General features: G+C 44.4%; 17 protein-coding genes. 9 read left to right on the plus strand and 8 right to left on the minus strand.

The genetic code is table 11. From position 1 onward, the window contains the following. Positions 1–252 precede the first annotated feature (252 nt). Both glnS and nagE read right to left on the minus strand, forming a co-directional pair. Positions 253–1,923, minus strand: coding sequence for a glutamine--tRNA ligase (gene glnS, locus OO778_RS12375; RefSeq protein WP_005393044.1), 1,671 nt, complete (start codon positions 1,921–1,923; stop codon positions 253–255). Between the two features lie 236 nt (positions 1,924–2,159). Next, a complete protein-coding gene (nagE, locus tag OO778_RS12380; protein WP_031780322.1) occupies positions 2,160–3,731 on the minus strand; it encodes an N-acetylglucosamine-specific PTS transporter subunit IIBC in 1,572 nt (523 codons plus the stop codon). A gap of 489 nt (positions 3,732–4,220) precedes the next feature. On the opposite strand from nagE, the gene nagA reads away from it, so the two are divergent. The 4 genes from nagA to asnB all read left to right on the plus strand — a co-directional run bounded on the left by nagA (position 4,221) and on the right by asnB (position 10,140). Continuing rightward, a complete protein-coding gene (nagA, locus tag OO778_RS12385; RefSeq protein ID WP_005393048.1) occupies positions 4,221–5,357 on the plus strand; it encodes an N-acetylglucosamine-6-phosphate deacetylase in 1,137 nt (378 codons plus the stop codon). Positions 5,358–5,359: 2 nt separating this feature from the next. Further along, the gene (locus tag OO778_RS12390) at positions 5,360–6,574 is read left to right on the plus strand and encodes an ROK family protein (RefSeq protein WP_005393050.1); all 1,215 of its coding nucleotides are present in this window, start codon (positions 5,360–5,362) and stop codon (positions 6,572–6,574) included. Positions 6,575–6,655: 81 nt separating this feature from the next. Continuing rightward, entirely contained in the window at positions 6,656–8,245 is a 1,590-nt protein-coding gene (locus OO778_RS12395; RefSeq protein WP_005393052.1) for a cation:proton antiporter family protein, read from the plus strand. A gap of 230 nt (positions 8,246–8,475) precedes the next feature. Then, positions 8,476–10,140 carry an asparagine synthase B gene (gene asnB, locus OO778_RS12400; RefSeq protein ID WP_005393054.1) on the plus strand — a complete coding sequence of 555 codons (1,665 nt, stop codon included), beginning with the start codon at positions 8,476–8,478 and terminating at the stop codon, positions 10,138–10,140. Between the two features lie 146 nt (positions 10,141–10,286). Here asnB and rfaH read toward each other — a convergent pair whose 3' ends face one another. Then, entirely contained in the window at positions 10,287–10,787 is a 501-nt protein-coding gene (gene rfaH / locus OO778_RS12405) for a transcription/translation regulatory transformer protein RfaH (protein ID WP_005393056.1), read from the minus strand. 334 nt (positions 10,788–11,121) lie between these two features. On the opposite strand from rfaH, the gene OO778_RS12410 reads away from it, so the two are divergent. Further along, positions 11,122–12,510 (plus strand): peptide MFS transporter, encoded by a 1,389-nt coding sequence (locus tag OO778_RS12410; protein ID WP_005393058.1) that lies wholly within the window; start codon positions 11,122–11,124, stop codon positions 12,508–12,510. Positions 12,511–12,554: 44 nt separating this feature from the next. On the opposite strand, the gene hemH is transcribed toward OO778_RS12410, so the two are convergent. The 3 genes from hemH to htpG form a co-directional block, all read right to left on the minus strand. After that, complete coding sequence (gene hemH, locus OO778_RS12415; protein ID WP_258615314.1) at positions 12,555–13,517, minus strand: ferrochelatase; 963 nt, start codon at positions 13,515–13,517, stop codon at positions 12,555–12,557. A gap of 161 nt (positions 13,518–13,678) precedes the next feature. After that, entirely contained in the window at positions 13,679–14,323 is a 645-nt protein-coding gene (gene adk / locus OO778_RS12420; RefSeq protein WP_005393061.1) for an adenylate kinase, read from the minus strand. Positions 14,324–14,644: 321 nt separating this feature from the next. Further along, entirely contained in the window at positions 14,645–16,549 is a 1,905-nt protein-coding gene (gene htpG, locus OO778_RS12425; protein WP_005393063.1) for a molecular chaperone HtpG, read from the minus strand. 271 nt (positions 16,550–16,820) lie between these two features. Here htpG and OO778_RS12430 point away from each other — a divergent pair, with 271 nt between their 5' ends. The 4 genes from OO778_RS12430 to OO778_RS12445 are packed head-to-tail and all read left to right on the plus strand — an operon-like array spanning position 16,821 to position 19,327. Continuing rightward, positions 16,821–17,699: a transcriptional regulator gene (locus tag OO778_RS12430; protein WP_074191009.1), complete on the plus strand. Its 879-nt coding sequence runs from the start codon at positions 16,821–16,823 to the stop codon at positions 17,697–17,699. 10 nt (positions 17,700–17,709) lie between these two features. Further along, positions 17,710–18,225, plus strand: a complete 516-nt coding sequence (gene toxS, locus OO778_RS12435) for a transmembrane regulator ToxS (RefSeq protein WP_005393067.1) — start codon at positions 17,710–17,712, stop codon at positions 18,223–18,225. Positions 18,226–18,271: 46 nt separating this feature from the next. Beyond that, positions 18,272–19,027 (plus strand): sulfite exporter TauE/SafE family protein, encoded by a 756-nt coding sequence (locus OO778_RS12440; RefSeq protein ID WP_053807090.1) that lies wholly within the window; start codon positions 18,272–18,274, stop codon positions 19,025–19,027. 21 nt (positions 19,028–19,048) lie between these two features. Next, complete coding sequence (locus OO778_RS12445; RefSeq protein WP_005382088.1) at positions 19,049–19,327, plus strand: SelT/SelW/SelH family protein; 279 nt, start codon at positions 19,049–19,051, stop codon at positions 19,325–19,327. 39 nt (positions 19,328–19,366) lie between these two features. Here the strand turns inward: OO778_RS12445 and yfcE are convergent, their stop codons facing one another. Together yfcE and OO778_RS12455 are read right to left on the minus strand one after the other, a co-directional pair. After that, positions 19,367–19,912 carry a phosphodiesterase gene (gene yfcE, locus OO778_RS12450; protein ID WP_005393071.1) on the minus strand — a complete coding sequence of 182 codons (546 nt, stop codon included), beginning with the start codon at positions 19,910–19,912 and terminating at the stop codon, positions 19,367–19,369. A 64-nt stretch (positions 19,913–19,976) separates the two neighbouring features. Beyond that, positions 19,977–20,186: a hypothetical protein gene (locus OO778_RS12455; RefSeq protein ID WP_264909928.1), complete on the minus strand. Its 210-nt coding sequence runs from the start codon at positions 20,184–20,186 to the stop codon at positions 19,977–19,979. Positions 20,187–20,208 lie beyond the last annotated feature (22 nt).

A 20,208-nucleotide genomic window follows, 5' to 3' on the forward strand; every position in this document is an offset into this window, starting at 1 on the left:
GCGTTTTTTGTTTCTGAGGGCGATATCTTTCAATAGCTGAATTGCCGTACCAACTTTTGTAAAGCGTCGATTAGACTTACCAATTCAAACCTTAATAAACATCATTGTTTTGCTTCCAAACCGAACATTTATCAAACGTCCCTCGTTCTTAAGCAACTCCCTACACTACCTATAACCGCCGCATTACGATAATGAGAATAAAAAAATGCCAGCATTTGCTGGCATTTTTATCGATTTTTGCATTGATCGAGATTATTGGTTCTCAATTTTTGCCCAAGTATCACGTAGGCCAACCGTGCGGTTGAATACTAGTTTATCTGCTGAAGAATCTTTCGAGTCTGCGCAGAAGTAACCCATACGCTCAAACTGGTAGCCTTTTTCTGCTTCTGCTGACGCTAAGCTAGGCTCTACAAAACCATTGATCACAACTAATGATTCAGGGTTGATTGTAGAAGCAAAGTCTTCTGCTGCACCCGGGTTTGGAACCGTAAATAGACGATCGTACAGACGGATTTCCGCTGGTAATGCTTTATCAGCTGATACCCAATGAATCACACCTTTTACTTTACGGCCATCAGCCGGGTTCTTACCTAGTGTGTCTGCATCGTAAGAACAGAAGATAGTCGTGATGTTGCCTTCGGCATCTTTTTCAACGCGCTCTGCTTTGATCACGTAAGCACCACGTAAGCGAACTTCTTTACCTAGCACTAAACGCTTGTACTTTTTGTTCGCCTCTTCACGGAAGTCTTCACGCTCAATCCACAACTCACGAGTGAATGGTACTTCACGCACACCCATCTCTGGTTTGTTTGGGTGATTAGCAACCGTCAAGTTTTCTACTGCACCTTCTTCAAAGTTTTCGATAACAACTTTAACAGGATCCAGCACAGCCATTGCACGCGGAGCGTTCTCGTTTAGGTCATCACGAATACAAGATTCTAATGAGCTAAACTCGATCATATTTTCTTGCTTCGTTACACCAATACGCTTACAGAATTCACGGATAGATGCTGGCGTGAAGCCACGACGACGCAGACCAGAGACTGTTGGCATACGTGGGTCATCCCAACCGTTAACCAGTTTTTCAGTGACGAGTTGATTAAGCTTACGCTTAGACATCACTGTGTACTCAAGGTTTAAGCGACTGAACTCGTATTGATGCGGACGGCTTTCGATCGTGATGTTGTCCAGAACCCAGTCGTACAGACGACGGTTATCCATAAACTCAAGCGTACAGATAGAGTGTGTAATGCCTTCTAATGCATCAGAGATACAGTGCGTGAAGTCGTACATTGGGTAAATGCACCACTTATCACCAGTTTGGTGGTGCGTAGCAAAACGCACACGGTATAAAACTGGATCGCGCATAACCATGAATGAAGAACCCATGTCAATCTTGGCACGAAGACACGCTTTACCTTCTTCAAATTCACCAGCGCGCATTTTTTCAAATAACGCTAAGTTCTCTTCAACAGAACGGTCACGGTATGGGCTTGGTTTACCTGGCGCCTTTAGCGTGCCACGGTATTCACGAATCTGCTCTGGACTTAGCTCATCTACGTACGCTAAGCCTTTGTTAATCAATTCAATTGCATATTCGTAAAGCTTATCGAAGTAGTTTGATGAGTAACATACTTCACCACTCCACTCAAAGCCCAACCAGTTTACATCTTTCTTGATAGACTCAACGTATTCGATGTCTTCTTTTTCAGGGTTCGTATCGTCGAAACGTAGATTACATTGACCCTGGTAGTCCTGAGCAATACCGAAGTTCAAACAGATAGACTTAGCATGACCGATATGCAGGTAGCCATTTGGCTCCGGCGGGAATCGAGTATGCACGCTAGTGTGTTTACCATCCGCTAGATCTTTATCAATGATCTGGCGAATAAAGTTTGATGGACGAGCATCAGCTTCACTCATCTATAGCACCTCAAAAATATTAGTATTGTCAGAGAAAACGGAACTCTGCATCCAAGTATGGTTTTGCAGAGTACATTGTTTCTAATGATCCACAATTCTAAGCAATTAGACAACAAGAACTCGCGCTAAAACGACAATATTTATCGAGTTAGTGCGAAAGCACAGCAGATTCAAAGTGCCAAAACAAAAAAAGACCTCCCGAGGGAGGTCTTTAGCCAGATATCAGTTCGATGTAATTAAGGCAGTTTTACATTCGATAGGTCTTCATTAGCACCGATTGCTTTCATTTCGCCAGCAACGATTTCAGCTAGAGGACCAAGGATAACTTGAAGGTTGTTTTCACCAAGTTTAACCACACCTTTCGCACCCAATTTCTTCAGTACTTCCTCATCAGCGACTGAACGATCTTTTAGCGTCAAGCGTAGTCGAGTGATACATGCGTCGATTGAAGTTAGGTTATCATGACCGCCAAGTGCTTTTAAGTATTGGCGAGCTAGGTCACCACTTTTCTTCTCACCAGCAGGCGCTGCTGCTTCGCCGTCGTCATCTTCACGACCAGGCGATTTCAAGTTGAATGCGCGGATTGCGAAGCTGAATGTGAAGAAGTATAGAGCACCAAAGCCAAGACCAACTGCACCAAGTAGTAGCGGTTTAGTTGCTAGACCGTAGTTCAACAAGTAGTCAATTAGACCAGCTGAGAATGTGAAGCCGTGTAGCGTACCAAGCATGTTAGCAACAACTAGCGACAGACCAGTGAACACTGCGTGAATCGCGTATAGTGCAGGCGCTAGGAATACGAACATGAACTCTAGAGGCTCTGTGATACCAGTTAGGAATGAACAGAATGCAACAGAGAACAATGCACCACCAACTTGGCTACGTTTCTCAGCAGGAGCCGCTAGGTACATTGCAAGCGCCGCACCAGGTAGGCCGAACATCATTACTGGGAAGAAACCGTTCATGAACACACCAGCGCTCTTATCGCCGCCGAAGAAACGGTGTAGGTCACCAGATTTAACTGTTTCAGTTACTTCCTTCACTGTTGCAGTGATTTCAGGAGTGACAGAGTTAGCGAATTCAAATGTATGAGTTTGACCAGCCACAAGCGTTTTCGCTAGCGCAGGATCCACACACAGTTGTTGTAGAGCAGGAAGCGCTTGACCCGCAGCATTTGCACCAGTTACTAGCACTTCTTGACAAGACCCCATACCAAACCAGAAGAATGAGTTAAGTACGTGGTGTAGACCTACAGGAATAAGGGCTCGGTTCAGTGTACCGTAGATAAACTGACCAATAGCGCCAGAAGTTGAGATACCATGCGCAAGCGCATCTAGACCACCTTGAATTGTTGGCCATACAATGCCACCAACTGCACCAGCAACTAAAGCGAATAAACCTGCCATAATCGGCACTAAACGTTTACCAGAGAAGAAAGCAAGCCACTCAGGAAGACGTGTAGCATGGAAAGCGTTGTAAGAGTGGCCAGCAATAATACCTGCGATGATACCACCAAAGAACGACATGTTTACTGATGCATCAATTGTTGACGCTGTCGCTGTCAGTACAAAGTACGCAACTGCACCAGCAAGGCCAGCTGCACCTTGACCGTCTTTAGATAGACCGATCGCAATACCAAGGCCAAATAACAATGGAAGGTTAGAAAAGATTGAGTTACCTGCTTGTGCCATAAATGCGATGTCAAAAACATCCGGCTGGCCCAAGCGCAGTAACAAGCCTGCGATTGGCAAAGTCGCAATAGGAAGCATAAGAGCTTTACCTAACTTCTGCGCGTATCCGAGAATATTCACCTTAAGTTCCCCCTATAGGATTAGATGTTATGTTGAATGACTTATTTCAGTCGTCCAATTTAGTCATCCTCAGTTTATGACATTAATTTTGCTCCGCAAATTAAAAGCTCACCGTTTGTGATCATAATCACCACAATTTGCCCTTTCGGAAGGTTTTTGCTAGCGAGATCATAAAACTTATTTTATTATACGAAAAAATGGCGTTTTAAAGATAATATTCTCGCACTTTATGCAAGGCAGAATCAGTGTTATTTTGGTATCTAGGCGGGTAAATCACTGTAACTTTGCTCTGAAAAAGAATCATAAAAAACCATACAATCATTACTTTTCAGTTAGTTACTATGACAATAACATCGATAAAACGCGACTTGCTGTATGTGACTCGTTATCTAATTCAGTGATACAAACTAAGTACCCATATGACTAAAGCAGTCTCCACTTAGGTAACGATATAGAAATTGAATTCTCATCTATAAGGACTAGCTGACTATGTACGCGCTAAGTAACTGTAAAATTTATACCGGTAGTGATGTTCTTACCGATCATGCGGTCATCATCGAAAACGACCTTATTCAATCTATTGTACCGGCTGCAGAGCTACCTCAGGGCATCGAAGTGAAAGACCTCGCAGGCGCAAACCTAAGTCCGGGCTTTATCGACCTGCAACTGAATGGCTGTGGCGGTGTAATGCTAAACGATGCAATCACACCGGAAACCATGCAAATCATGCACGAAGCAAACCTCAAGTCCGGTTGTACTAGCTTCTTACCAACGCTCATTACTTCATCAGACGAAGATATGCGAACTGCAATTTCTGCCGCTCGTGAATATCATAACCAATATCAAAACCAATCACTTGGTCTACACCTAGAAGGTCCTTATCTTAACGTCGCGAAAAAAGGTATCCACAACGTCGATTTTATTCGCCCGTCAGATGAAAGCATGATTGATCTTATCTGCGCAAACGCCGATATCATCGCTAAAGTAACGCTTGCACCAGAGCAAAACGATCCAGAGCATATTGCACGATTAAAAGCAGCCGGCATCGTGGTTTCTATTGGTCATACAAATGCGACTTACGCCGAAGCGCGTAAAGGCTTTGAAGCAGGTATTACTTTTGCCACACACCTATTTAATGCGATGACACCAATGGTTGGTCGTGAACCTGGAGTTGTTGGTGCAATTTACGATACTCCTGACGTTTATGCTGGCATTATTGCTGATGGTTTCCACGTAGACTACGCAAACATCCGAATTGCTCATAAAATCAAAGGTGAAAAGCTTGTTTTGGTGACGGATGCCACAGCTCCAGCAGGTGCTAACATTGATCACTTTATTTTTGTCGGTAAGAAAGTATATTACCGAGATGGTAAGTGTGTTGATGAAAACGGCACACTAGGCGGCTCAGCTTTGACAATGATAGAAGCAGTTCAGAATTCAGTTGAGCACGCGGGGATCGCTTTAGACGAAGCTCTACGAATGGCCACGTTATACCCAGCAACTGCAATTGGTGTTGAGGATCGCCTTGGCCGAGTTCGAAAAGGGATGGTTGCAAACCTAACCATTTTCGATCGTGACTTCAAAGTAAAAGCGACGGTTGTTAACGGACAATACGAGCAAAATTAAGCATGAATGGCGGACAGATTGGTAATGTAGATTTAGTAAAACAGCTTAACAGCGCTGCGGTATATAGGCTGATTGATCAGCAAGGTCCTATCTCCCGTATTCAAGTCGCAGATGTGAGCCAGCTCGCACCTGCTAGTGTTACCAAAATAACCCGCCAACTTTTAGAGCGCGGCCTTATTAAAGAGGTCGCCCAGCAAGCTTCAACTGGTGGTCGTCGTGCAATCTCTCTGACCACCGAAGTCAAACCCTTCCACTCTATTGCGGTTCGTTTAGGTCGAGATTACGTACAATTTTGTTTGTACGATTTAGGTGGCACTGCACTTGCGGAAGATCAACACGAACTGCATTACACCAACCAAGCTGACTTGATCGCTGGGCTTATCGATTTACTTAAAGAATTCGTAAACCGTTGCGAAGACAAAATTGATCAGCTCATTGCAATTGGTATTACGCTACCGGGCCTTGTAAACCCAACAACAGGCGTAGTTGAATACATGCCGAATACCGATATCGATAATCTGGCGCTGGGTGAAATTGTTGGAGAGAAGTTTAATACCGCATGCTTTGTTGGGAATGACGTACGTGGCATGGCGTTAGCGGAGCACTACTTTGGGGCAAGCCAAGACTGTCAGGACTCCATTTTAGTTAGCGTTCACCGCGGTACTGGCGCAGGTATTATCGTTAACGGCCAGGTTTTTCTTGGTTTTAACCGCAACGTCGGTGAAATTGGTCATATCCAAATCGATCCGCTTGGTGAACAGTGCCAATGTGGGAACTTTGGTTGCTTAGAAACCGTAGCAGCGAACCCAGCTATTATCCAACGAGTAAAACAACTGATTGCTCAAGGCTATGAGTCAAGCTTGACTGACCTTGAAAACATCACGATTGAAGCAGTGTGTCAGCATGCAATGGATGGTGACGAACTTGCAAAGCAGAGTTTAGTGCGAGTGGGTAACCAGTTAGGTAAAGCGATTGCAATTACCGTTAACTTGTTTAACCCTCAGAAAATTGTCATTGCGGGCGACATTACTGCTGCACAAGACATAGTCTTCCCTGCAATTCAACGCAATGTCGAAAATCAATCTCTCAAAACTTTCCATAACGACCTTCCTATCGTGGCTTCACACATTGATAAGCAGCCAACGATGGGCGCATTTGCGATGATTAAACGCGCAATGCTAAACGGAGTTTTGTTACAAAAGTTACTTGAAGACTAAGTTTATACAACTAATTGAGTTACAATCTCGGGCTGTGTTTTCACAGCCCGTTTTTGTATATCAGGAATACAGCTCAACAGTATGGAAATTATTCTAATTACAACAGCTTTTTTAGCTGGCTTTATTGCGCTTAAATGTAGCCTCCCTCCCCTCGTTGGTTTTCTACTGGCAGGATTTGGTTTGCATGCATTTGGCTATCAAAGCAATGACGTTATCGTCACTCTTGCAGATCTTGGTGTCACTCTTCTTCTATTCACGATCGGACTCAAGCTTGATGTCAAAACGCTACTGTCCAAAGAAATATGGGGAGGAGCGACCGCCCACAACATACTGTCTACCGCTTTTTTTGCACTAGCGCTATCAGGTTTAAAACTACTGGGCTTAACTTCGCTCGCCAGTATGGATAGCGGTCAAATCCTACTTTTAGCTTTTGCACTATCGTTCTCCAGTACCGTTTTTGCCGTAAAAGCATTGCAAGAAAAAGGGGAAATGAACGCGACCTACGGCACACTCGCGATCGGTATCTTGGTTATGCAAGATATTTTTGCCGTGGTATTCCTGACTGCTTCAACCGGCAAAGTCCCAGAATGGTATGCCATTGGTTTGTTCGCATTGCCTTTCCTTCGTCCACTATTCTATAAGCTGTTAGATAAAGTTGGCCACGGCGAAATGCTGGTGCTGTTCGGTATTTTCTTCGCGCTTGTTGTTGGGGCAGGGCTATTCGAACTGGTCGGAATGAAACCAGACTTGGGCGCGCTGATTTTAGGCATGCTACTCGCTGGCCACTCTAAAGCTTCAGAGCTATCCAAATCGCTATTCAATATGAAGGAGCTGTTCTTAGTCTGCTTCTTTTTAAACATTGGCTTGTCCGCTTCATTGAGCGTCAATGGCGTCGTACTCGCCCTACTATTTATCTTACTGTTGCCAATAAAAGGGCTCTTGTACTTCGTCACGATTAATCACTTTAAGTTTCGAGTACGTACCTCTTTGCTCGCCTCTTTATCGCTGTTCAACTACAGTGAGTTTGGCCTTATAGTAGCAGGGTTGGCCTATAAAATGGGCTGGATGCCAAGCGATATGCTCGCTGCGATTGCGGTTGCGGTGTCCGTGTCCTTTATTATTTCTGCGCCACTTAACCGCCTTAGCCACAAAATTTATCAACACTCCGGCAAGTGGCTGCAAGAGACAGCCGCAGAAAAGCTTAACCAGCGTGACCAACTCATTAACCCTGGGCATGCCCAGGTATTGATCTTAGGCATGGGGCGCATCGGGACTGGGGCCTATGATGAATTACGTGCGCGCTATGGCAAAATTTCACTAGGCATAGAAATTCGTGAAGATGCAGCACATCAGCACCGTTCAGAGGGAAGAAACGTGATCGCTGGCGATGCCACAGACCCAGATTTTTGGGAACGAATTTTAGATACAGGTCATGTCAAACTGGTGCTGCTTGCCATGCCTCATCATCAAGGTAACCAAACCGCACTTGAGCAGCTTAAACGCAGAAAATATAAAGGGCAAATAGCTGCTATCGCCGAGTACCCAGATCAGTTGGAAGGTTTGCTGGAAAGCGGAGTTGACGCCGCATTCAATATATACAGTGAAGCAGGTAGCGGTTTTGCTCGACATGTGTGTAAACAACTCGAACCTCAGTTCACACCAATAAAATAAGCAACCATACTAATATTTTTTAAAAGCCTTTCTATCAATAGAAAGGCTTTTTTGTATGGTTTTTATACCAAACCTTGATTCCATTCACCAAACGAGCCATTAAATTAAATAATATTTACACAACAAGGCTTTTTATCATTTTTATAATCACAAAACGTTGCTTTTTTTACTAGTAATGGCAAATTGAAGCCATACCGATTAGAAATTATTTAGTTTAGTAAGGATGTAGTATGTGTTCAGTATTTGGCATTTTAGACATTAAAAGCGATGCAGCCGCATTGCGCCCTATCGCATTAGAAATGTCGAAAAAACTTCGTCATCGTGGCCCTGACTGGTCTGGGATTTACTCTTCAGAGCGCGCTATTTTAGCGCATGAGCGCTTGGCGATTGTTGGTCTAAATAGTGGTGCACAACCGCTATACAGCCCTGATAAAAAGCTCATCCTTGCAGTCAATGGTGAAATCTACAACCATAAAGAAATTCGTGCTCGTTACGAAGGAAAATACGAGTTTCAAACCGATTCAGACTGTGAAGTCATTCTTGCACTGTACCAAGATATGGGTGCAGATCTCCTTGAAGAACTAAACGGTATTTTCGCTTTTGTTCTGTACGATGAAGAAAAAGACGAATACTTAGTCGGTCGCGACCACATTGGCATTATCCCTCTTTATCAAGGTCATGATGAGCATGGCAACTACTATGTTGCATCAGAGATGAAGGCACTTGTTCCAGTATGTAAAACAGTGAGCGAGTTCCCTCCTGGTAGCTACTACAGCTCAAAAGATGCCGAGCCAACGCGTTACTATGTTCGTGACTGGAACGAATACGCTGCCGTTCAAGGTAACACCACCAGCAAAGAAGAACTGACTGAAGCACTAGAAGCAGCGGTTAAACGCCAACTAATGACGGATGTTCCATATGGTGTTTTACTATCAGGTGGTTTAGATTCATCCATCACCTCTGCTGTGGCTAAACGTTTTGCTGCAATGCGAATTGAAGACGATGAAAAGTCAGAAGCTTGGTGGCCACAACTGCACTCTTTTGCTGTTGGCCTAGAAGGCGCGCCTGACCTGAAAGCCGCTCGCGAAGTTGCCGACCAAATCGGTACCGTTCACCATGAAATGACTTATACAATTCAAGAAGGTCTCGACGCGATTCGCGACGTGATTTACCACATCGAAACGTACGATGTGACCACCATCCGCGCATCCACGCCTATGTTCTTAATGGGTCGCAAGATCAAAGCGATGGGCATTAAGATGGTACTTTCTGGTGAAGGTGCAGATGAGATCTTTGGTGGTTACCTATATTTCCACAAAGCACCAAACGCGAAAGAGTTCCACGAAGAAACAGTACGTAAGCTGCTTGCTCTGAACATGTTTGACTGCGCGCGCGCAAACAAATCGCTAGCGGCATGGGGGGTTGAAGGCCGAGTACCGTTCCTTGATAAAGAGTTTATTGATGTTGCAATGCGCCTAAACCCAGCAGATAAGATGTGTGGCAACGGCAAAATGGAAAAACACATTCTACGCGAGTGTTTTGAGCATTACTTGCCAGAGTCGATCGCATGGCGTCAAAAAGAGCAGTTCTCTGATGGCGTAGGTTACAGCTGGATTGATACGTTGAAAGAAGTCGCAGAGCAAAAAGTGACGGATCAGCAGATGGAAACGGCTCAATACCGCTTCCCATACAACACGCCAACCACCAAAGAAGGTTACGTGTACCGAGAAATCTTTGAAGAGCTGTTCCCACTACCTTCAGCGGCTGAGTGTGTGCCAGGTGGTCCTTCAGTAGCTTGTTCATCAGCGAAAGCGATTGAATGGGATGAGTCATTCCAAAACTGTGTAGACCCGTCAGGTCGTGCGGTGCAAACCGTCCATAACGACGCTTACTAAGCGACTAAGTAGGGTGTCATGCCCTACCTAATCGGTAATCATCGTTGTTTTGCTAAGCTCGCTAAACAGCGTCCCACTGCTGGTGATCACCAGTAAGATTAAAAAAGAGGTGCCAAAGCACCTCTTTTTTTGTTTGTACGCATTAGCTATTTCAAGTCTAAATCGCTGTTGTCAATGCTGACAGGCACTCGTTTAGTGATCATCTGCACTAACATGATTGAGCGTTTCTCACCATCTTGCTCTTGGAAGATAGCATCTATACCTGCAAACTGACCGCTCTTAACTCGGATTTGATCACCTGGTTTTGGCATACACTCAGAAGCGGTATTTTCATTACAGCATTTTTCTAGCTGCATCAATTCAAAGACTAAGTCACCTTGGACTTCTTTCGGTTGAGCACCAAAACGCACAAAATCAACAACCCCTCGAGTGGAGCGGACTGAGGTGAAGTTAGGTCCCTGTTCATAATCAAAGTACGCAAACACATAACAAGGAAACAGCGGCTCTTCGACTTTTTGTCTTTTCCCGCGCAAAATCTTCTCAACTTCTACAGTTGGATAAAAGCACTCTACACCTTGGTTTTCAAGGTGCTGTTTCGCCCTAACCTGCTCCCCACGTTTACAATAAAGTAGATACCAACGTTTCATCTTTTTTACTAGCCAATTCTATTTTGTTTTTATCCTAGCATTAAGCCAAAGTTGAGTCATTGACATTCAGTTTATCTATAAAAGTATGATTATACATCGCTCGCATTAACGATATCTTTTCAATAGCTTACGAGAAGAAGTCCATAGACAAAAATGGAAATTAAGTTTGTAACACAGCCAACACACCATCATATCATCTGCAAATTCACCCAAAAACAGTCACTTAACAAGCAACTTTAGTCGTAATGCAAAATTTTATTGTTTGTCACTCATTAAATTGCAATGTATACGTAGAAGTCGTTAAAAAATGTAATAACTATTATTAGAAGAGCTTATGTCAAACCAACATCAATATTTCGGCCACCCTCGTGGCTTGTTCTTATTGTTCGGTACTGAACTGTGGGAACGCTTTTCTTACTACGCAATGCGCGCCATTCTAGTACTTTACCTTACAGATACAACGATGAATGGCGGCCTTGGCTGGTCAACTAAAGACGCACTAGACCTATACGGTATTTATACTGGTCTTGTGTATATCACACCTCTCATCGGAGGTTACTTAGCGGATAACTATCTAGGTCAACGCCGTTCAATTTTGCTTGGTGGCGCGTTAATGGCTATCGGCCAGTTTACACTCGCACTTCCTGCTGACGCTCTGGGTATTGGTTCGCTACACAGTTTCTATTTAGGTCTTGGTCTGCTTATCACTGGTAACGGCCTCTTTAAGCCGAATATCTCAACCATGGTTGGCGATTTATATAAAGAGGGTGACAACCGTCGTGACGGCGCATTCACTATCTTTTATATGGGTATCAACTTAGGTGCATTACTCGCCGGCGTCGTTTCTGGCTCTGTGACAACCTCTTACGGTTGGAAAGCAGGCTTTGTGGCCGCAGGTGTAGGTATGATTATTAGCCTAGTGATGCAAATGGTGCTAGCTCAGTCTTGGCTTGGTGACATCGGTCGCGAGCCCGCAGCAAAACGAGATCTAAGCAACAAAAACTCAACCACGAAGCAACCCTTAACGAAAGAAGAAGTAAACCGACTAAAAGTAATTTTGGTCATGAGCTTATTCACTATCGTCTTCTGGGCTGGCTTTGAGCAGGCCGGTGGCCTAATGAACATCTACACTCAACAATATACTGATCGTATGATTGGTGGCTTTGAAGTACCTGCTGCGTGGTTCCAATCGCTAAACCCATTTTTCATTATTACCCTAGCACCGGTTCTGGCGGTCCTTTGGGTAAAACTGGGTAAACGCGAACCTACGTCACCAGTGAAATTTGCGATGGCACTATTTTTCTTGGCAATTGGCTTCCTATGTATGGTTGGCGCTGTGCTAGAACAAGGTGGAGACACAACGGTAAAAACATCAATGTTGTGGCTGGTGGGTGCTTTCTTCTTCCATACATTGGGCGAACTGTGCTTATCTCCAATTGGTCTTTCACTGGTGACCAAGTTAGCACCGCTTCGCTTAGCTTCACTCATGATGGGTGCATGGTTTGGCTGTAATGCGATTGCAAACTACGTTGCGGGCTATGTGGGATCTCACGTAGGAGAATTGGGCGCAATGGCTATCTTTAGTGGCATTGCAGTCAGCGCTACCGTGAGTGGTGTCATCCTACTTCTGTTCTCGAATACGCTCGTTCGCTGGATGCATGGTGCAGAGAATACTCACAGCACAGCAGAACAAGTCGAAGAGCAGCAAGTACAAGTCGCTTAATCGCTCTACAAAAAAGGGGCGCTTTTGCGACCCTTTTTTTGTACCTAAAGCTTAGAGTGAACTAACTCAGCCATCATTTCTATATGAAGCTCACTATCGTTCAAACAAGGAATGTAGGTAAAGCTTTCACCACCTGCTTCAAGGAAAATCTCTTTACACTCTTCCGAGATCTCTTCCAACGTTTCTAAACAATCCGAAGAGAATGCTGGTGTCACTACATTGATATTTTTTACCCCTTTTTCAGGAAGTGCCTCTAGGGTTTTATCGGTGTAGGGCTGTAACCACTCTTCTCGGCCAAATCGAGACTGATACGTCATACCTATCTGTTGCTCGTTTAACCCTAACGCTTCAGCGAGTAAGCGAGTCGTCTCTTCACAGTGCTGAGGGTAAACATCCCCATTATCAGCGTAACGTTTTGGAATACCGTGATAAGAACATAGCAAGTAGTCTCCCTTACCATACTCTTGCCAATGTTCACGAACTGAATGCGCTAACGCTTCAATGTATTTCGGGTGATTGTAGTAATCCCGAATAAAGCTAAAGCCCGGCATCACGGGCAGGTTTTTAAACGCTTTAGTGATTCCGTCAGAAACCGCTGCCGTTGTTGTGCCCGAGTATTGCGGATACAAAGGTAAAACGATGACTTCCTCTACCCCTTGGGCCAACAGCGCTTCAAAACCTGATTGCAAACTTGGATTTCCATAAGTCATGCCAAGTTCGACTGGCATATCAAGCTTTTGAGCCAACTTTTCTGTTTGACGCTTAGAGTACACCATCAGTGGCGAGCCCTCTTCCATCCAAACTGATTGATAGAGTTTAGCAACCTTGGGAGCTCGGATTGGAAGGATAACGCCGTGCAATAGCGGACACCAAAGCCATCGAGTCATGTCTACCACTCGGTGATCATGAAGAAACTGACTTAAAAAGCGCTTTACGGCAGGAGCGGTTGGTGCGTCAGGAGTACCCAGGTTCACTAGGAGTACACCCTGTTTATTATTCTCTTTCATAACATCCTATTCATGGTAAACGGCTTAGTTCATATACTTAAATAGCCTCACATCGCTGCCACTTGAAGTCATTTAGATATATGTTTACGAGTAAACTAAAAAAAGCGACCACTTGGGTCGCTTTCAATATATCAAAATATTAAATTTTTGACTTCAGCAAATTAAGAGAGTGCTTTCTCGATATCTGCACTAACTTCAGCTACTTGCTTAGTACCATCAAACTTAAGGTACTTAGTGTTGCCTGCTTCAGCTTCTTTACCGTAGTAGTTGATTAGTGGTGCAGTTTGCTCGTGGTAAACACCTAGACGTGCACGTACTGTTTCTTCTTTGTCGTCATCACGAACAACAAGATCTTCACCAGTTACGTCATCTTTACCTTCCACTTTAGGTGGGTTGTAAACAACGTGGTAAGTACGACCAGAAGGAAGGTGAGCACGACGACCTGCCATACGCTCAACAATCACATCATCTGCAACGTCAAATTCGATAACGTAGTCTACATCAACGCCCATTTCTTTTAGGCCGTCAGCTTGAGGAATAGTACGTGGGAAACCATCCAGTAGGAAACCGTTCGCACAGTCTTCTTGAGCGATACGCTCTTTGATAAGTCCAAGGATGATTTCATCAGAAACTAGCTGACCAGCGTCGATAACAGCTTTAGCTTGTTTACCAAGCTCTGTACCTGCTTTGATAGCAGCACGAAGCATATCACCAGTAGAGATTTGTGGAATACCGTATTTTTCCATGATGAAGTTTGCTTGTGTGCCTTTACCTGCACCTGGAGCACCTAGAAGAATGATGCGCATGATTTATCCTCTTTAATATTTAAGATTTATACCGAAGCTCACAATAGCTGGGCTTCTTAGACATCAAACCCGAGAAGCACTCGCAACGATAAGTTTCGGTATAACGTATATAGGCGAGCAAAAATACACGCCTTATTACTCACATTCAAGTCGCAGATTCTATCACAGGTTCGCCGCGCAAAGAGTGTATTAAGACTAAAGAATGTTAACGATACCCTCTTTCACGCCCTATTGATTATTAACTCAACACCTGAGATGCAAAATTTTGCGACAACAAACAAAAAGCTCGCGAAATGCGAGCTTTTTGACGTACTGAGGTTATTACACCTTAGTCAAAAGTTTATTAACAGCTCCTAAGAACTCCGTTGGGTCCTCAATTGAGCCTCGCTCTGCAAGCATTGCTTGACCAAGCAGGACTTCTACCCAACGACCAAATGCCTCTTCATCCGCTTCGTCAGCCATGCGCTTAACCAGCTCGTGCTCAGGGTTTAGCTCAAAGATGTACTTCACTTCTGGCACTGCCTGACCCGCCGCAGCAAGAAGCTTCGCCATTTGAGTGCCCATTTCGTAATCGTCCGTTACCACAACAGCAGGTGTAGACGCGAGTTTAAAGGTCGTACGAACTTCTTTCACACGATCGCCTAGGTAAGACTTCGTGCGTTCTACAACCGACTTAAATTCTTCTTCAGTTTCTTTCTGCTTCTCTTTTTCTGCTTCATCTTCAAACTGACTTAGATCGAGCCCAGCTTTTGTGATTGACTGGAACTGCTTGCCGTCAAACTCAGTTAAGTAGTTCATCAGCCACTCATCAATGCGGTCGTACATCAAGATAACTTCAATGCCTTTCGCTTTGAACTGCTCTAAGTGAGGGCTGTTTTTCGCAGCTGCATAGCTGTCTGCCGTCAAGTAGTAGATCTTATCTTGACCTTCTTTCATGCGCTCAACGTAAGCAGCTAGACCCACGGTTTGCTCCGCAGAATCCACTTCAGTTGAAGCAAAGCGCAATAGGCCTGCAACTTTCTCTTTGTTTGCAAAGTCTTCTGCCGGACCCTCTTTCATCACAAGGCCAAACTCTTTCCAGAATGATTGGTATTTCTCTTCATCATTCTTAGCCATGCGCTCTAACATCGTTAGCACACGCTTAGTACAAGCATTACGTAGAGACTGAGTCACTTTGTTATCTTGTAAGATCTCACGCGATACGTTGAGTGGCAGATCATTGGAGTCTATTAAACCTCGTACAAAACGTAGGTAAGACGGCATGAACTGCTCTGCATCGTCCATAATGAACACGCGTTGTACGTACAGTTTCAAGCCTGATTTGTGGTCGCGGTTCATCATATCCCATGGCGCTTTAGATGGGATGTAAAGCAAGCTCGTGTAATCGTTTTTACCTTCTACACGGTTATGGCTCCAAACCAATGGATCAGCAAAGTCATGTGATACGTGCTTGTAGAACTCTTGATACTCTTCATCTGAGATATCCGATTTATTACGCGTCCACAGTGCTTGAGCTTTGTTGATTTGCTCCCACTTCTTCTCATCCGTTTCTTTGCCTTCGTCATCGCGAACAACAGTTTGGATTGAAACTGGGATGCCAATGTGATCCGAGTACTTACTGATCACATCACGTAGACGCCATTCATTTAGGAACTCTTTACCTTCTTCACGCATATGAAGAATGATATCAGTACCACGCGATTCTTTAGTGATGTTTTCGATGGTATACTCACCTTCACCGGCTGAGTGCCATTGTACTGCTTCATCAGCGGCTAGGCCCGCAGCACGAGTGCGTACGGTGACGGCATCAGCAACGATAAACGCAGAGTAGAAACCAACACCAAACTGACCAATAAGCTGAGAGTCTTTGCTCTGCTCTTCAGACAGCTTTGAGAAAAACTCCGCGGTCCCAGATTTTGCGATCGTACCTAAGTGCTCGATCACATCATCGCGGCTCATACCGATACCGTTATCAGAAATGGTTAAGGTATTTGCGCTTTCATCAAACGACAGTTTCACGCAAAGGTCTGCATTACCTTCATATAAGTCTGGGTTAGATAGCGCTTGGAAGCGCAGCTTGTCCGATGCATCTGATGCGTTAGAAATCAGCTCGCGCAAAAAGATCTCTTTATTTGAATAAAGAGAATGGATCATTAAATGCAGTAGTTGTTTTACTTCTGATTGAAAACCACGAGTTTCTTTGTTTTGAGATACGGTTTCGCTCATGTGTGCTCCATAACATCTAAACTAATTGGCTTTTTCATGGAGATAAGTTTGTGACTTTCCCCTTGAAATTACCTTACTGAGATGTCATTTAACATGTGGCTGACAAATGTAAATTCAAGGTCAATATTGCTAAAAACGGTGTTTTTTTAGAAAAATTTAATTATCCTACCAGCCTAAAAGCATCTAAAATGTCGTGCGCACTCCATGCGCTTCGGTAATTTTGTGACATAAATCACTATAATTACAACATCATCCATCTAAGAAGAACTAAATGACTAACATCGGCACCAAATTTCTACTTGCTCAAAGGTTCACCTTTGATCCAAATAGTAATTCGCTCGCTGACCAACAAAACGGCAACGACGTTGTACGATTAGGAAGCAACGAAAGCCGTATACTTCTGATGTTGGCAGAGAGACCAAACGAAGTTTTAACCCGTAACGAGCTTCACGAGTTTGTTTGGCGTGAGCAAGGTTTTGAGGTGGATGACTCAAGCCTGACTCAAGCGATCTCTACTCTGCGTAAGATGTTGAAGGACTCAACAAAATCTCCAGAGTTTGTTAAAACGGTTCCTAAACGCGGTTATCAACTCATTTGTTCAGTGGAACGCTTAAGCCCATTATCTGCTGACTCTAATACTGACGTTGAAGAAACCACTTCTGAAAATGAAGTGCACGCAGCGGAAATAGAAGCAAGTGACGCGCCGTCAGTAGAAGCGGCGACAGACACCACGACTGAAGTAGAGCCTCAAGTAGAACCACCTAAGGCACAGCCAAAACCAGCAGCTAACACTAATAACTGGCTGCCGCGTATGATCGTTCTTTTGTCTCTGCTGCTTCCTATTTGTGTATTGCTATTCACCAATCCTGCAGAATCCCAATTCCGTCAGATTGGTGAGTATCAAAATGTACCTGTGATGACGCCAGTGAACCACCCGCAAATCAATAGTTGGTTGCCGTCCATTGAGCAGTGCATTGAACGCTACGTAAAATACCATGCAGAAGATTCAATGCCGGTAGAAGTGATTGCTACAGGTGGCCAGAACAATCAGCTGATTCTGAACTACATTCATGACAGTCAACATTCATATGAGAACGTGACATTGCGTATTTTCGCTGGTCAAAATGACCCAACCGATATCTGTAAATAAGGAGGCCAGAATGAAGATAAAATTAGCATCTGCGGTTTTGGCCGTATCCGTTCTTTTCAGTGGTTGGTTATATTGGGGTAGCGACCTAAAAGTGGAACAGGTCCTCACTGCCAATGAGTGGCAGTCAACCATGGTGACGGTCATTACAGACAGCTTGCCTGACGATCCTGTCGGCCCACTGCGTCGTGTTAATGTTGAATCAAATGTGAAATATCTCCCTAATGGAGACTATATTCGCGTAGCAAATATCAAACTATTCGCTCAAGGTTCAACGGCAGAATCCACGATTAATATCTCGGAAAAAGGGCGCTGGGAAGTCAGTGACAACTATTTGTTGGTTTCGCCTTCTGAGTTTAAAGATATTTCATCTTCTCAATCAAAAGACTTCTCCGAAGCACAGCTACGTTTGATCACTCAAATCTTTAAGCTTGATGCCGAGCAAAGTCGCCGTATTGATGTCGTGAACGAAAAAACGCTATTGCTCACTAGCTTGAACCACGGTTCTTCGGTGCTGTTTAAAAACTAACTTTGATTTGATGATAAGGGGGCAAGACGCCCCCTTTATTTTGCTTATGGATTGGCTAGATACCCTCACCCTCTTTTTCGGCTCACTTATCGCCAATACTCTGGCTTCGCTTTCTGGCGGCGGTGCAGGCTTACTTCAATTCCCTTTGCTCATCTTTCTCGGCTTGCCATTCTCGGTTGCGCTGGGGACACATAAAGTGGCTTCCGTCGCTTTAGGCTTAGGGGCAGCAAGCACACACTTAAAAGCAGGCACAATTAAATGGAAGGTCGCGCTCTACCTTATAGTCTCTGGCAGCATTGGCGTAGTCTTAGGGGCGAACTTAATTGTCCAAATACCTGATGGTATGGCGGAAAAAATGCTAGGGAGCATGATTCTCGCGCTCGGCATCTATTCACGATTTAAGAAATCGTTAGGCCAATCAGAAATAATACGTAACCGTCACCCAATCGGTTGGGTCATCGGCGGTGTCGGACTAATGCTCATCGGTATCATCAACGGGTCGCTGACCGCAGGTTCTGGTCTGCTCGTGACATTATTTTTAGTTCGCTGGTTTGGGTATAACTATAAACAAGCCGTTGCTTACACCATGATTTGTGTCGGGTTGTTTTGGAATGGCATTGGAGGCATTGCCGTCGTCCAAGCTGGCGCTCCGATACATTGGGCTTGGTTGCCTGTTTTATTGTTAAGCTCATTTCTAGGCGGCAGTTTAGGCGCATGGGCCGCGACTCGATACAGCAACCGAGTGATTAAAATTGCATTCGAAATTCTCACGTTTGCCGTGGGTATCAAGTTGCTAGTTTAAACCGATTAAAAGGAAAGTTTCATGGATAAAGCAATCATTGATATTTATTACTGCCGCCAATGCAACTGGATGTTGCGTTCAACTTGGCTATCGCAAGAACTACTGCATACTTTTAGCGAAGAAATAGAAACGATCAGCTTACACCCAGATACGGGTGGTCGCTTCGAAATTTTCTGCAATGGCCAGCAAATTTGGGAACGAAAAAAAGACAGCGGCTTTCCTGAAGCAAAGGTGCTAAAACAGCGCGTAAGAGACATTATCGACCCAGAACGCGATTTAGGACATTCAGACACAAAATAGGGAGCAATTCGCTCCCTATTTTTTTACTTAGTAAAACCGTTAAATCATGGTTTGTGCTAATACTTCGCCTTCTGGCGTTTTTACCGTTAGCGTATTGTCTTCTAAAGTACCAAAGCTTCTTGGTAAACCATTACGTGGAAATGTCATCGAGCCTGGGTTAAAAATAATGGCCCCATCTTGCATCTCTGCGACAGGAACATGCGTATGACCGTGGGCGATGATATCACCTTCACGCAGTGGCGGCCGTTTTTCAGAGTTGTACAAGTGACCATGAGTCAAAAAGATTCTCTTGCCAGATTCAAGTAGCACCCACGAGTAATCCATCATCATTGGAAACTTCAATAGCATTTGGTCTACTTCACTATCGCAGTTACCACGCACAGAAATAATTTGGTCACTGTATTGGTTCAATAGCTCCGCCACCTGCGGTGGGTTGTAACCTTCTGGAATCGGGTTTCTTGGCCCGTGGTTTAGCGTATCCCCCAACAAAATCAGGTGCTCCGCACCAGAGGCTAAAAATAGCTCAATAGTTTCTTTAGTTGCTGGCAAAGAGCCATGCAGATCTGAGGCAAAAAATAGTTTCACGACATCGTCTCCTCACAAAGTACGAGGTCATTCTACGGCATTTTTATGACAGCTCAACCAACGACTACTGATAACGCAATGATTCAATGACCTTAGGCAAAATATAGAACCATGCGGCATACGCAGTTCCAACCAACACCAGTATCCAAAACACCATCGACATAAATTTTGACTTAGCTAGGTGGTGCAGCGGGTCTGGCTCTCCGCATCCTGGACATGCGTGAGCGCGCTTTGAGATTTGTTTCTCACACACAGGGCAAGAGACTAAAGGCATGATACAAATTCCTCGACAATAG

Source organism: Vibrio sp. STUT-A16 (assembly GCF_026000495.1).
Lineage (GTDB): Bacteria > Pseudomonadota > Gammaproteobacteria > Enterobacterales > Vibrionaceae > Vibrio > Vibrio diabolicus.